Raw genomic sequence first — 14,583 nt, 5'->3', positions numbered from 1 at the left:
CTGTACGGGCCCGTCCGCGGCACGTGGTCGCGGACGGGCCGTCGGCTCAGCGCTCCCCGGCGGGAGCGCACCGATCCCGAGGTGTTCCATGAAACGTGCACGTGCCCTGTCCCTCGCGGTGGCGGGCGCCGCCCTGGCGCCCGCGGTGCTGTTCGCGGCCCCGGCCGCCCAGGCGTCCGGGACGCAGGACCTCCCCCGGGAGGTCCTCCCCTGCCCGCGGGACGAGAACAACCGGGACCCGGAGAACAAGGTGGCCGTGGCGGTGGAGGGGGTGCCCGACCGGATCGTCGCGGGCGACGGCTGGCACGAGGTCACCCTCCGGCTGACCAACACCTCGGACGCGCCGATCGAGGACGTCGGCTGGCGGCTCGGCGCCGACAACGGCGAGGGGATGTCGCAGGACTGGCTCGGCACCTACACGGACACGCAGCTCAAGGTGGCCGACGGCTGGCGGCCGGGCGCGCACGGCATGCACGCCGACGAGACGGACCTGGCCGCCCGGCAGACGGTGGACGTGCGGCTCCGGGTGAGCGTGAACGCCCAGGCGCCGACCGGCAGGGGCTGGCTGTTCGCCAGCGCCTGGTACCTGAACGCCGAGAAGAACTGCAACCACGGCTTCGACACGTACGACCAGTACGACTTCCAGGTGCTGCCCCCGGCCCAGGGCGGCGGGCAGCAGCCGTCCCCGACCGCGAGCGCGACGCCGTCCCCGACGGCATCCGCGTCCCCGACGGCGACCGCGAAGCCGTCGCCGTCCGCGTCCGCCACCGGGACGCCGTCCGCGTCCGCCTCCCCGTCGCCCACCGCGACCGCGAGCGCGACGGCGTCCGCCACCGCGGCGCCCGCGCCCCAGCCGCACGGCGGGACCCCGGCGGGCGGCGCGCTCGCGGACACGGGCCCGTCGTCGGCGCTGGGCGCTGCCGGGCTCGCGGGCGGCGCGGCGCTCGCGGCGGGCGGGGGCCTCGTCCTGGCGGTGAGGCGCCGCGCGCGGGGCGGTGCGGCCGGCGCGTAGGCGGTCCGGGTACGCGTGAGGCCGCCGCCCCCCGGGGGCGGCGGCCTCCTCGCGGCCCGGTGGGGCCTCCCGGCCTACGGGAAGGTCAGCTTGAAGCCGTTGATGTAGCCGGTGTCGTAGCGGGCCGTGTCCTGGGCGCGGAGCTGCCAGGTGCCGTTGGCGACCTCGCTGGACGCGTCGACCGTGTACGTCTCCTGGACGTTGTCGGCGGAGTCGTTGCTGCTGGAGTTCTTCAGCCGGTACGCCGTGCCGTCCGGGGCGACGAGGTCGACGACGAGGTCGCCGCGCCAGGTGTGGACGATGTCCACGCCGACCTTCAGCGCGGCGGGCGCGTTGCCGGTGATGCCGGTGACGGCGACGGACGAGGAGACGGCCGCCCCGGCGTCGGGGATGTTCACGTCCGCGGCGTTCTCGAAGACCTTGCCGACGGGCGGCTCGCCGCCGCCGGGACGGGCACCGACGTTGACGCCGGCCCAGGCGTTCTCGACGGCCTTCACCTCGGCGCTGCCCGCGCCGTACAGCTCGGTGGCGACGGCGACCGTGCCGGTGCGGGCGCCCGCGTAGTTGGTGGTGCTGGTGAACTTGGTGGTGAGCGCCTTGAACCAGATCAGCGCGGCCTTGTCGCGGCCGATGCCCGTGACGGGCAGCCCGTCCGAGGTCGGCGAGTCGTAGGTGACGCCGTTGACGGTCTTGGCGCCGCTGCCCTCGGACAGCAGGTAGAACCAGTGGTTCGCCGGGCCCGACGAGTAGTGCACGTCGACGCTGCCGATGCCCGAGTACCAGTAGTCCTTGGACGAGCCGTCCTTGCTCGGCTTGTCCATGTAGCGCAGCGGGGTGCCGTTGCCGCGGATGTCGACCTTCTCGCCGACCAGGTAGTCGCCGACGTCCTTGGGGTTGTTGGCGTAGAACTCGACGGCGGCGGCGAAGATGTCGGACGTCGCCTCGTTCAGGCCGCCGGACTCGCCGCTGTAGACGAGCTTCGCGGTCACGGAGGTCAGGCCGTGGGTCATCTCGTGCGCGGCCACGTCGATGGAGGTGAGCGGCTTGGCGTTGCCGGAGCCGTCGCCGTACGTCATGCAGAAGCAGCTGTCCTGCCAGAACGCGTTGACGTAGTTGTTGCCGTAGTGGACCCGCGAGTACGCGCCGACGCCGTCGCCCCGGATGCCGGAACGGCCGTGCACGTTCTTGTAGTAGTCCCAGGTGAGCGCGGCGCCGTAGTGGGCGTCGGCGCCCGCGGTCTCCAGGTTGGTCGGGGTGCCGTCGCCCCAGACGTCGTCGGCGCCGGAGAACAGCGTCCCGGTGCCGGACGAACCGCGGTTGAGGTTGTACGTCTTGTGGCTGCCGCGCGCGCTGTCGGTCAGCGTGTACGAGCTGCCGGACTGGGCGGTGCCCAGGGTGACCTGGCCGCTGTACTGGGTGTTGCCGGTGCCGTTGTGGACGGCCTGCCACTCGTACAGCTTGGCGCCCGTGGCGGCGTCGGTGACGACGTGCAGCTCGTTGGGGGTGCCGTCGTGCTGGAGGCCGCCGACGACGGTCTCGTACGCGAGGACGGGCTTCCCCTGCGCGAGCCACACGACCTTGCGGGGCGCCCGCTCCGGCTCCGACGCCTTCGAGCCCTCCGCGCGGGCGGCGGTGAGCGCCTGCCGCTCGGCCGCGGCCGGGGCGACGTCGGCGGTCGTGTCGACGTTCTTCAGCTCCGCGCGGGACGCCTTGGCGACGCTCTCCGTGCGCCCGGACCCGTTCTCGGTGACCAGGAGGTCGCCGCCGAGGACCGGCAGTCCGGCGTAGGTCCGCTCGTAGCGCGTGTGGGTGGTGCCGTCGCGGTCCTGGACCACGTCGCGGACGACGAGCTTCTCCTGGGCGCCGAGGCCCAGCTCCTTCGCCTTCGCGGCCTTGCCGGCGTCGGCCGCGCGGATGAGCGCGGTGCGCTGCGCGGGGGAGAGGTCGGCGGGGAGCGCGCCCGGGTCGGCCTGGGCCGCGGTCTGGCCCTTCGGCGCCGCGGCGGTCCGGGAGCCGTCGGCGGTGGCCGACCCGGTCTGGACGCCCACGACGAGCATGGCGGCGGCGGCTATCAGGGCGCCGGTGGCGGTCGCGCGACGGGATGGCGTGGATCTCACGCGGGACTCCTTTGCGAGGGGGGTACCGGGGGCGGGGTGGGCCCACGGGCGGTGCAAACAGAGCTGGCGGAGCGAGGTGCGAAGAACGGGGGAAGACTGGCATCGCACAACCGTTTGTGTCAGGAGCGCGTCAAAAGATTGGCCGGAACTCGTCCGTTGCCCGAAAAGCCGAGTCCGTTAACCGGACGTCAAGACGGTGTTACGCGAGCGAGGTCACGGCGGACGGCGGGTGCGGCCGGCGCTCCGGGCCGGCCGCCCGGGGCGTGGCGCGGACGGATCGGCCCTCGCCCGGGGGCCCGTGCCGGTGCCCGCGGCGCGTCTCCCGCCCGGTGGCCCGGTGGCCCGGTGGCCCGGTGGCCCGGTGGCCCGGAGCCGGGCCCGCGACCGCGCCCGGCGTGCGACCGCGGCCGGTGCCGCGCCCGGCGGCCGTGCCCGGGGTGCCTCCGCGTCAGGTGGCGCGGAGGCCCCGGTTCATCCCGCCAGGCTCTCCCGCCACGCGCGGTGCAGGCCGGCGAAGCGACCGTCCCCGGCGATCAGCCGCCCGGGCGGCCCGTCCTCCACGATCCGGCCGCGCTCCATCACCAGCACCCGGTCCGCGATCTCCACCGTGGACAGCCGGTGCGCGATCACCACCGCCGTACGCCCGTGCAGCACCGTGTCCATCGCCCGCTGCACCGCCCGCTCCCCGGGGACGTCCAGCGAACTGGTCGCCTCGTCCAGGATCAGCACCCCCGGGTCCGCGAGGAGCGCGCGGGCGAAGGCCACCAACTGCCGCTGGCCCGCCGAGATGCGCCCGCCGCGCTTGCGCACGTCCGTGTCGTACCCGTCCGGCAGCGCCGCGATGAAGTCGTGCGCGCCGATCGCCTTCGCGGCGTGCTCGATCTCCTCCCGCGTCGCGTCCGGACGGCCCACCGCGATGTTCTCCGCGACCGTCCCGGAGAACAGGAACGCCTCCTGCGTCACCATCACCACCCCGCGCCGCAGCTCCGGGGCGGCCAGCTCCCGCAGGTCGACGCCGTCGAGGAGGATCCGGCCCTCGGACGGGTCGTAGAAGCGGGCCAGCAGCTTCGCCAGCGTCGACTTGCCCGCGCCCGTCGAACCGACCACCGCCACCGTCTGCCCCGCCGGGACCGTCAGGTCGAACCGCGGCAGCACCTCGCCGCCCGTCCGGTACGCGAAGCGGACGCCCTCGAAGACGACCTCCCGGCCGGGCGCGCCGGACGGCCGCGGCGGCAGCTCCCGCGGCACGGCGGGCTCCGGCACGGTCGGCCGCTGCGCCAGCAGGCCGGCGATCTTCTCCAGGGACGCGGCGGCCGACTCGTACGCGTTGAGGAACATGCCCAGCCGGTCGATCGGGTCGTACAGCCGCCGCATGTACAGCACGGCCGCCGCCAGCACGCCGAGCGCCAGCGTGCCGTCCGCCACCCGGTAGGCGCCCCACAGCACCATGCCGGCGACGGCGGTGTTCGCCACCAGCCGGGAGCCGATCACGTAGCGGGCCATCTCCAGGATCGCGTCGCCGTTGCGCCGCTCGTGGCGGTGGTTCAGCGCGGCGAACACCTCGTCGTTGGTGCGCTCCCGGCGGAACGCCCGGACCGGCCGGATGCCGTTCATCGTCTCCGCGAACTTCACGATGACCGCGGCGATCGCCGTGGACCGCGCGCCGAACGCCGCCGACGCCCGCCGCCGGTACACCCGCACCAACAGGTACAGCGGCACGAACGACGCCACCGCGACCGCGCCGATGCCCCGGTCCAACCACAGCAGGACCAGCGAGATGGTGGCGAACGACAGCACCACGTTGACCAGCTCCTGGAGCCCCTCGCTCAGCAGCTCCCGCAGCGACTCCACGTCGGTCGTCGACCGCGAGATGAGCCGCCCCGAGGTGTACCGCTCGTGGAAGTCCACGCTCAGCGCCTGGGCGTGCCGGAAGATCCGGCCCCGCAGGTCGAGCAGCACGTCCTGGTTGACCCGCGCCGACACCCCGATGAAGCCGTACTGGAGCAGCCCGGCGCCCAGCGCGCACAGCCCGTACCCGGCGGCCACCGCGACCACCGGCCCGTGGTCGCCCTGGCGCAGCGCCGGCACGGCCCGGTCGATGGCGTACGCGACGAGCAGCGGCCCGGCCTGCACGGCCGCCTGCTGGAGGAGGAGCAGCAGCGCCGCCAGCGCCACCCGCGCCCGTCGGGGCGCGAGCAACGACCGCAGCAGCGCCCCCGTCGCGCCCTTCGGCGCGGGCAGCGCGTCCCGGTCGAAGGGGTCCCGCCCGTCCGGCCCCGGCGCCCCGTCCGCTCCCCCTCCGGTGTCCTTCCGCTTCCGCGGGGCCCGGTCCTGAACCGTCATCGCTTCCCGTCCTCCGCCCCCGACATCAGCCACGCGTACTCGGCGCTGGTCCGCAGCAGCTCCTGGTGCGTCCCGACCGCCGCGATCCTGCCCTCCGACAGCAGCGCCACCCGGTCGGCCAGCAGCACCGTCGACGGGCGGTGCGCCACCACGAGCGCCGTCGTGTCCCGCAGCACCTCCCGCAGGGCGGCCTCCACCAGCGCCTCGGTGTGCACGTCCAGCGCGGACAGCGGATCGTCCAGGACGAGGAACCGGGGCCTGCCGACGACGGCGCGCGCCAGCGCCAACCGCTGCCGCTGCCCGCCGGACAGGCTCAGGCCCTGCTCGCCCACCTCGGTCGCCGCGCCCTGCGGCAGGTCCGCCACGAAACCGGCCTGCGCCACCTCCAGCGCCCGCCGCAGCTCCGCGTCGCCCGCCCCCGGGCCGGCGCCCATCAGCACGTTCTCCCGGACGCTCGCCGAGAAGAGCGTCGGCTCCTCGAACGCCACGGCCACCAGCGACCGCAGCCGCTCCCTCGGCATCTCCGCGATGTCCTCGCCGTCGAGCAGGACGCGGCCCGACGTCAGCTCGTACAGCCGCGGCACCAGCGCCGTCAGCGTCGTCTTCCCGGAGCCGGTCGCGCCCACCAGCGCCAGGGTCTCGCCCGGCCGGATCCGCAGGTCCACCCCGCGCAGCACCGGCGGGGAGTCCTCCGGCGCGTCCGGGTAGCGGAAGGTCACGTCCTCGAACACCACCCCGCCCGGCGCTCCCCGCCCCGGCGCCGCCGCAGCGGGAACCCGGTCCGCGACCTCCTCCGCCTGGTCCATCACCTCGAAGTACCGCTCCGTCGCCGTCGCCGCCTCCTGGCTCATCGCCAACAGGAAGCCGATGGACTCCACCGGCCACCGCAGCGCCAGCGCCGTCGAGAGGAACGCCACCAGCGTCCCCGCCGACAGCGTCCCGTCCGCCACCTGCACCGTGCCCAGCACCAGCGCGGCGCCGATCGCCAGCTCCGGGACGGTCGTGATGAACGCCCAGATCCCCGCCAGCAGCCGGGCCTTGTGCAGCTCCGTCCCGCGCAGCCGCTCCGCCAGCACCCGGAACGCGCGCTCCTGGCTGCGGTGCCGGCCGAAGCCCTTCACGACGCGGATGCCGAGCACGCTCTCCTCGACCAGCGTCGTCAGGTCACCCACCTGGTCCTGCGCCCGCCGCGCCGCCTTCGAGTACCGCGTCTCGAACAGCGAGCAGCCCACCACCAGCGGCACCACCGGCAACAGCAGCACCAGCCCCAGCGACCAGTCCTGCGCCAGCAGCACCACGAAGCCGGCGAGCACCGTCACCCCGTTGACGAACAGGAACGTCAGCGGGAAGACCAGGAACATCCGCAGCAGCGACAGGTCCGTCGTCCCGCGGGAGAGCAGCTGGCCCGACGCCCACCGGTCGTGGAACGCCACCGGCAGCCGCTGCAACCGCCGGTACAGGTCGGCGCGCAGGGCCGCCTCCACCCGCGTCGAGGGCCGCGCCACCAGCCAGCGCCGCAGGCCGAACAGCAGCGCTTCGGCCACCCCGAGCCCCAGTACGGCGAACGCCCCCCACCACACCCCGTCCGGGTCGCGGTCGGCGACGGGGCCGTCCACCATCCACTTCAGGACCAGCGGGATGACCAGGCTCAGGCAGGACGCCACGACCGCGACGAGCGCCGCCGCGAGGAACCGCCCCCGCACCGGCCGCAGGTAGGGCCACAGCCGCAGCAGGGAGCGCACGGCGGAACGCTTGGGGGCGACGGGACGCGGGGCGGCGAAGGGCGAGGCAGGCATCAGGACCGAGCCTAGGGTTCACCACTGACATCGCTCACGCGGTTTTCCGCCGAACGCCCGTCCCTTCACCCGCCGGACGCCCCACCCGCCGAGGGCCTCCGCCCGTCGATCGCCCGCCCGCCGTTCGCCCGCCGGACGCCTCACCCGCCGCCCCCGCCGAGCGCCCCCGTCGGACGCCCTCCGCCCGCCGGACACCGTCCGCCGCTCACGAGACCACCCGCCACAGCAGCGCGGACCTCGCCGGCACCGTCACCTCCTCCCCGCCCCGGCACACCGTGCCCGGTGCCTCCGCCTGCTCCTCCCGGGAGGTGTCGACGACCAGTTCGTACTCCTCCGCCCAGGGCGGCCCCGGCAGCCGGTGCCCGACCGGTCCGTCACCCGCGTGGAGGACCACCAGGAAGCTGTCGTCCACGACCGCCCGGCCGCGCTCGTCGCGCCCCGGGATGTCCCGCCCCGACAGGTAGAAGGTGATCGCCCGGGCCGGCGCGTACCAGTCGCCCTCGGTCATCTCCGTCCCCGCCGCCGTGAACCACGCCAGGTCCCGCAGCCCGTCGGCGCCCTGCGGGCGGCCGGAGAAGAACGCCCGGCGCCGCAGCACCGGGTGCGCGTGGCGCAGCGCCAGCAGGCGCCGGGCCAGCGCGAGCAGCTCCCGCGCCCACGGCTCGTCGAGCAGCGACCAGTCGACCCAGCCGATCTCGTTGTCCTGGCAGTAGGCGTTGTTGTTGCCGCCCTGCGTGCGCCCCATCTCGTCCCCGGCGACCAGCATCGGCACCCCCGTGGACAGCAGCAGGGTGGTCAGCAGGTTGCGGATCTGGCGGCGGCGCAGCGCGGTCACGGCCTCGTCGCCGGTCTCGCCCTCGGCGCCGCAGTTCCACGAGCGGTTGTCGTTCGTGCCGTCCCGGTTGTCCTCGCCGTTCGCCTCGTTGTGCTTCCGCTCGTACGACACGAGGTCCCGCAGCGTGAACCCGTCGTGCGCGGTGACGAAGTTGACCGACGCGTACGGGCGGCGCCCGCCCCAGGCGTACAGGTCGCTCGACCCCGACAGCCGGTAGCCGAGGTCCCGGACGTCGGGCAGGGCGCCCCGCCAGAAGTCCCGCACCGCGTCCCGGTACCGGTCGTTCCACTCCGTCCACAGCGGCGGGAAGGCGCCCACCTGGTAGCCGCCGCTGCCCACGTCCCACGGCTCGGCGATCAGCTTCACCCGCCGCAGCACCGGGTCCTGCGCGATCACCGCGAGGAACGGCGACAGCATGTCGACGTCGTGCATCGACCGGGCCAGCGCCGCCGCCAGGTCGAAGCGGAAGCCGTCCACGCCCATCTCCGTGACCCAGTAGCGCAGCGAGTCGGTGATGAGCCGCAGCACCTGCGGCTGGACGACGTGCAGCGTGTTGCCGCAGCCCGTGTAGTCCGCGTACCGGCGGGCGTCCGGCTGGAGGCGGTAGTAGCCCCGGTTGTCGATGCCGCGCAGCGACAGCATCGGGCCCAGCTCGCCGGCCTCCGCCGTGTGGTTGTAGACCACGTCGAGGATCACCTCGATGCCGGCCTCGTGCAGTGCCCGCACCATCCGCCGGAACTCCCCGACCTGCTGCCCGCCCGTCCCGGTCGCGGCGTACGCGGCGTGCGGCGCGAAGTAGCCGATCGAGTTGTAGCCCCAGTGGTTGCGCAGCCCGCGCCGCAGCAGGTGGTCCTCGTGGGCGAACTGGTGCACCGGCAGGAGCTCCACCGCCGTCACCCCGAGGCGCACGAGGTGGTCGATCGCCGCCGGGTGCGCCAGCCCCGCGTACGTGCCGCGCAGCTCCTCCGGGACGCCGGGGTGCCGCTTGGTGAAGCCCCGCACGTGGAGCTCGTAGATGACGGAGTCCGCCCACGGGGTCTTGGGCCTGCGGTCGTCGGCCCACTCGTCGCCGGCCGCGTCGTCGTGCACCACGACGCCCTTCGGCACGTACGGCGCCGAGTCGCGGTCGTCGCGCACGGTGTCCGCGACGTGCTGGTCCGGCCAGTCCCGCACGTGCCCGTACACCTCCGGCGGCAGCGCGCCGAAGTCGCCGTCCACCGCGCGCGCGTACGGGTCGAGGAGCAGTTTCGCCGGGTTCCAGCGGGCGCCGGTCCACGGGTCCCACCGGCCGTGCACCCGGTACCCGTACCGCTGGCCCGGTCGCACGCCCGGCACGAAGCCGTGCCAGATCCCGTGCGTCAGCTCCGCCAGCGGCACCCGGGTCTCCGTGCCGTCCGGTGCGAACAGGCACACCTCGACGGCCTCGGCGCCGCCCGACCACAGCGCGAAGTTGGTGCCGGCCACCCCGTCGGGTCCGGCGCGGAAGCGGGCGCCCAGCGGCGTCGGCGCCCCCGGCCAGGCGGGGGGCGGCGCCGGCGCGGCCCCGGCCGGGCCCACACCGGCCCCGGGGCCGGTGTGGGTGACCGCCCGCGCCGCGCGGCGTAACCCGTTCGGCCCGGCGCGGCGCGCCTCGAAGGGTGTGTCCGGCGCCCCCGGAACCGCCCCCTGAACTGGCCTCTGTTCGGCTGCGCTCGACACTTGCCGGCCTCCCGCGGCTCGTCCGCGACCGGGCCGGGGCACCCGACAGCCCCGCTCCGGTCCTCCCCGTGTTCTGCCCGGACTCTCCCGCTCCCAACATGGGCCGCTCCGAACACGACCCGTACAGACGTTTCCCCCGCCGGGGGCCAGTCGTTGGGCAAACCGTGAGAAACGTATGGAAACGGACAGGGCTCGGTGTCGCCGCGGCGATGGCCTGGGCAGCAGTGGCGGCCGGGCTGGCCGGGTGCGCGACGGGCGGCGAGGGGACCTTCGGGAGCGGCGGGAAGGGCGGGGCCGCCCGCGGGGGCGACACCATCCGGGTGAGCCCGGACGACGGGGCGCGGGGCGTGCCGCCGGACGGCCGGCTGGAGGTGCGGGTGCCCAGCGGCCGGCTGGAGAGCGTCCGGGTCCGCCGGGTCGAGGACGCGGAGCCGTCCGACGTGCCCGGCGCGGTGACGCCCGACGGGCTGCGCTGGCGGCCGAAGCCCGGGACGCGGCTGGCGCTCGCCGCCAAGTACGCGGTCGACGCCGTCGCCCTGGACGGGCACGGCCGCCGCTCCGCCCGGCACACCACGTTCACCACGCTGGTCCCCGGGCGCCGCTTCATCGGCTACTTCGCGCCGGAGGACCGCGCCACGGTCGGCACCGGCATGATCGTCTCCTTCCGCTTCAACCGCCCGGTGCGCAACCGCGCCGCCGTGGAGCGGGCGATCCGCGTCACCTCCGACCCGCCCGTCGAGGTCGCAGGCCACTGGTTCGGTGCCGACCGGCTCGACCTGCGCCCCGAGCGGTACTGGCGGACCGGCACGCGGGTCACCGTCGACCTGCGGCTGCGGGACGTGGAGGCGGCGCCCGGCGTGTACGGCGTCCAGCGCCGGACCGTGCGGTTCACGGTCGGCCGCTCGCAGGTCTCCCGCGTCGACGCCGCGGCCCACACGATGGAGGTGCGCCGCGACGGCCGCCTCCTCGCGAGGCTGCCCGTCACCGCCGGGGCGTCGAAGACCACCACGTACAACGGGAAGATGGTGGTGACCGAACTGTTCGAGGTGACCCGGATGAACGGTGCCACGGTCGGCTTCACGGACGCCCGGGGCAAGGGCGAGTACGACATCAAGGACGTCCCGCACGCGATGCGGCTGACCGACTCGGGCACCTTCCTGCACGGCAACTACTGGGCGGAGCCGTCGGTGTTCGGCTCGGCCAACGTCAGCCACGGCTGCGTCGGGCTGCGCGACGTCAAGGGCGGCAGCGCCGCGTCCCCGGCGGGCTGGTTCTTCGACCGGACCCTCGTCGGCGACGTCGTCGAGGTGGTCAACTCGCGTGACCGGACGGTCGCTCCCGACAACGGGCTGGGCGGCTGGAACATGGGCTGGAAGCGGTGGAAGGCCGGCTCCGCCCTGCGCTGACCCGCGCCCCGTCCGCCCCGCCGGGCGCGCCCCGGGCACACCCCGGACCGGAAAAGCCGTCATGTGAACGGGCTGGGACCGAACAGTGACAATCCGGTGTGCTCGGCGGTGCTCGCGGTGTGATTATCTAACGCGGTGCGCGCGGGTGCAGCGCGCGGGGGTGCAGGCCACGGCGGTGCCGGGGCCGTGCGAGGGGAGAGTTCATCGTGAAGGGGCAGCCGATATCGGGGGCATCGGCCGGGGCCGTGTCGCGGGGCCGGCGCGGTCGGGGCAGGGGGTCGCTGGCCGTCGTTGCCGGAACGTTGCTGCTGCTCGTCACCGCGTGCGGTGGCGAGGGCCCGGCGGACGGCGCGAAGGGCGGCGCGCCGGACAAGAACGGCTCGGGACAGGTGGAGAACGCCGCCTCGCAGGCGGTCGTCACCGTCGCGCCGAAGGACGGCGCCGACGCGGTCGCGACCAGCGGGGCCCTGAAGGTCACCGCGGAGGGCGGCAAGCTGACCACGGTCAACGTCACCGACTCCAAGGGCCGGCCCGTGGAGGGCGCCCTGTCCGCGGACGCCACCAGCTGGCAGCCGGTCAGGCACCTGGCGGCGGCCACCAGGTACAAGGTGCACGCGGTCGCCAAGGACGCGGCGGGCCGCGAGTCCGCCAAGGACACGACGTTCACGACGCTCGTCCCGAAGAACACGTTCATCGGCCACTACACGCCCGAGGACGGCCAGACGGTCGGCGTCGGCATGCCGGTGTCCATCAACTTCTCCCGCGGCATCACCGACCCGGAGGCCGTCGAGGCCGGCATCAAGGTGACCGCCGTGCCGGCCGTGCCGATCGAGGGCCACTGGTTCGGCAACGACCGGCTCGACTTCCGCCCGGAGAAGTACTGGGCGCCCGGCACCAAGGTGACCGTCGAGCTGAACCTGGACGGCGTCGAGGGCCGCCCCGGCGTCTACGGCAAGCAGGCCAAGAAGTTCGGCTTCACCATCGGCCGCAGCCAGGTCTCCACCGTCGACGCGAGCGCCAAGACCATGACGGTCGTCCGCGACGGGAAGACGATCAAGACCCTCCCGATCACCGCGGGCGCCCCGTCCACCACCACGTACAACGGCCAGATGGTCATCAGCGAGAAGTACGAGGTGACCCGGATGAACGGCGCGACCGTCGGCTTCGGCGGCGAGTACGACATCAAGGACGTGCCGCACGCGATGCGCCTGTCCACCTCGGGCACCTTCGTCCACGGCAACTACTGGGCGTCGCCGGGCACCTTCGGCTCGGCCAACGTCAGCCACGGCTGTGTCGGCCTGCGCGACGTGCGCGGTGCGTACGACGGCTCGATGCCCGCCGCCTGGTTCTTCGACAACTCGCTCGTCGGTGACGTGGTCGTCGTGAAGAACTCCAAGGACAAGCAGATCCAGCCGGACAACGGCCTCAACGGCTGGAACATGCCGTGGTCGGAGTGGACCAAGTAGTCGAACGGCGAATTCCGCCCGTGGGGACCGGTGCTGTGACGAACCGCACCGGTCCCCACGGCGTTAACGGCGGCTAACCTGCCCCGTATGACAGTGACTCTCGAAGTTTCCGCGGGCGTCGGCACCCTCCGCCTGGACCGCCCCCCGATGAACGCGCTGGACATCGCCACGCAGGACCGGCTCAAGGAACTCGCCGAGGAGGCCGCGGGCCGCGACGACGTCCGCGCCGTCGTCGTCTACGGCGGCGAGAAGGTGTTCGCCGCCGGCGCGGACATCAAGGAGATGCAGGTCATGGACCACACGGCCATGGTGCTGCGCGGCAAGGCCCTCCAGGACTCCTTCACCGCCGTCGCCCGCATCCCCAAGCCCGTCGTCGCCGCCGTCACCGGCTACGCGCTGGGCGGCGGCTGCGAGCTCGCGCTGTGCGCCGACTTCCGCGTCGCCGCCGACAACGCGAAGCTGGGCCAGCCCGAGATCCTGCTCGGCCTCATCCCCGGCGCGGGCGGCACCCAGCGGCTCGCCCGGCTCATCGGCCCCTCCAAGGCCAAGGACCTCATCTTCACCGGCCGTCACGTCAAGGCCGACGAGGCCCTGGCGATCGGCCTGGTCGACCGGGTCGTCCCCGCCGCCGAGGTGTACGAGCAGGCACATGCCTGGGCCGCGAAGCTCGCCCAGGGCCCGGCGCTCGCGCTGCGCGCCGCCAAGGAGTCCGTGGACGCCGGCCTGGAGACGGACCTGGAGACGGGTCTGGCCGTCGAACGCAACTGGTTCGCCGGCCTGTTCGCCACCGAGGACCGGGAGCGCGGCATGCGCAGCTTCGTGGAGGAGGGCCCGGGCAAGGCCAAGTTCCTCTGACCGAGGCCCCGTTGGGGGCGAAGCCGGCCGGACGGTGGCTCGGCGGGGGAGGGTCCGCCCACCGGGAATTCCACCGTCCGGGTGGTTTAAGGTCTTCTGAGGGAACCGTTGGGACGCCCTGACTCGGCCATCTCCGCGCCTGCGGCGGCGCACCGCGTCACCGCAGGTCAGCGGGGGTGTGGGGGGTCCTCCTTGCCCTTGTCATATGCCTTCGGCGGACCGCGGGGACGCCGGTTTCGCGAAGGCCGTTCCCGCGGAACCGCCCCGCGGACCCCGCCGGACGGCCATGATGGTGGGCATGGCGGGGCTGGATGGTGTGGAGCAACCGTGGCAGCACGGCGGTGTCACCGCGGCGAGACGGGTGCCCTCCGCGGATGACGAACAGGCCCTCAAGGCCCTTGAACTGTACGGCGATCCGACCGTGGAAGAGGTGCGGCTGCCGTCCCGCCCCGAGTCCGCCGCGATCGCCCGCCGGCTCGCCCGGTGCGCCGTCCTGCGCACCTGGTCGCTGGGCCCGCAGATCGCCGAGGACGTCGTCCTCCTCGTCTCCGAACTCGTCGGCAACGCCGTGCGGCACACGGGCGCGCGCGCGTTCGGGCTGCGCATGCACCGCCGCCGGGGTGGCCGGATCCGAGTGGAGGTGCGCGACCCGTCGCGCGGCCTGCCCTGCCTGCTGCCCGTGCGGGGCCTGGACGTCAACGGACGCGGGCTGACCGTCGTCGACAAGCTCTCCGACCGCTGGGGCGTCGACCTCCTGCCGCGCGGCAAGAACACCTGGTTCGAGATGCGGGTCACCGACCGCTGAACGCACAGAAGCCCCCCTGCGCGCCGTCGTGGGGCGCCGCGGGGGGCTTCTGGGTGGGGCGCCGCGGACGGGGAGGGGTGTGTCCGGCGGCGCCGTCGACGACCTGGCCCGGGTCAAGGGGGTCGTGTGCCTTGACTATGGCAGACGGGGGGCCTTGCCACCAAAACCCCAAAGGGGAATATGAGCATACAATTCAGACAATTGCTCGATGATTCCAAGGTGAGATCGGCCACTCACCTGCAAAACCATG

General features: G+C 74.1%; 9 protein-coding genes. 5 read left to right on the top strand and 4 right to left on the bottom strand.

Features of this window, described 5'->3' with window-relative positions; translation table 11 throughout:
* Positions 1-88: 88 nt before the first annotated feature.
* Positions 89-1,012, top strand: a complete 924-nt coding sequence (locus tag RND61_RS00405) for a hypothetical protein (protein WP_315875552.1) — start codon at positions 89-91, stop codon at positions 1,010-1,012.
* A gap of 74 nt (positions 1,013-1,086) precedes the next feature.
* Here the strand turns inward: RND61_RS00405 and RND61_RS00400 are convergent, their stop codons facing one another.
* The 4 genes from RND61_RS00400 to glgX all read right to left on the bottom strand — a co-directional run bounded on the left by RND61_RS00400 (position 1,087) and on the right by glgX (position 9,801).
* On the bottom strand, positions 1,087-3,129 hold the full coding sequence (locus RND61_RS00400; protein ID WP_315875551.1) for a M4 family metallopeptidase: 2,043 nt from the start codon (positions 3,127-3,129) through the stop codon (positions 1,087-1,089).
* 471 nt (positions 3,130-3,600) lie between these two features.
* Positions 3,601-5,472 (bottom strand): ABC transporter ATP-binding protein, encoded by a 1,872-nt coding sequence (locus tag RND61_RS00395; RefSeq protein WP_315875550.1) that lies wholly within the window; start codon positions 5,470-5,472, stop codon positions 3,601-3,603.
* Positions 5,469-7,268, bottom strand: coding sequence for an ABC transporter ATP-binding protein (locus RND61_RS00390; RefSeq protein WP_315875549.1), 1,800 nt, complete (start codon positions 7,266-7,268; stop codon positions 5,469-5,471). The genes RND61_RS00395 and RND61_RS00390 overlap by 4 nt, the downstream gene beginning before the upstream one ends.
* A 205-nt stretch (positions 7,269-7,473) precedes the next feature.
* Positions 7,474-9,801, bottom strand: coding sequence for a glycogen debranching protein GlgX (glgX, locus tag RND61_RS00385; protein WP_391652587.1), 2,328 nt, complete (start codon positions 9,799-9,801; stop codon positions 7,474-7,476).
* Positions 9,802-10,010: 209 nt separating this feature from the next.
* Between glgX and RND61_RS00380 the strand changes: the two genes are divergently transcribed.
* The 4 genes from RND61_RS00380 to RND61_RS00365 all read left to right on the top strand — a co-directional run bounded on the left by RND61_RS00380 (position 10,011) and on the right by RND61_RS00365 (position 14,333).
* The gene (locus tag RND61_RS00380) at positions 10,011-11,207 is read left to right on the top strand and encodes a L,D-transpeptidase (RefSeq protein ID WP_315875547.1); all 1,197 of its coding nucleotides are present in this window, start codon (positions 10,011-10,013) and stop codon (positions 11,205-11,207) included.
* Between the two features lie 206 nt (positions 11,208-11,413).
* Positions 11,414-12,673: an Ig-like domain-containing protein gene (locus RND61_RS00375; protein WP_315875546.1), complete on the top strand. Its 1,260-nt coding sequence runs from the start codon at positions 11,414-11,416 to the stop codon at positions 12,671-12,673.
* An 87-nt stretch (positions 12,674-12,760) separates the two neighbouring features.
* Positions 12,761-13,528: an enoyl-CoA hydratase/isomerase family protein gene (locus RND61_RS00370; protein ID WP_315875545.1), complete on the top strand. Its 768-nt coding sequence runs from the start codon at positions 12,761-12,763 to the stop codon at positions 13,526-13,528.
* A 298-nt stretch (positions 13,529-13,826) separates the two neighbouring features.
* Positions 13,827-14,333 (top strand): ATP-binding protein, encoded by a 507-nt coding sequence (locus RND61_RS00365; RefSeq protein WP_315875544.1) that lies wholly within the window; start codon positions 13,827-13,829, stop codon positions 14,331-14,333.
* Positions 14,334-14,583: the final 250 nt, after the last annotated feature.

This window comes from Streptomyces tamarix (assembly GCF_032423885.1).
Classification (GTDB): domain Bacteria; phylum Actinomycetota; class Actinomycetes; order Streptomycetales; family Streptomycetaceae; genus Streptomyces; species Streptomyces tamarix.
This window is presented reverse-complemented; position numbering and strand designations above follow the sequence as displayed.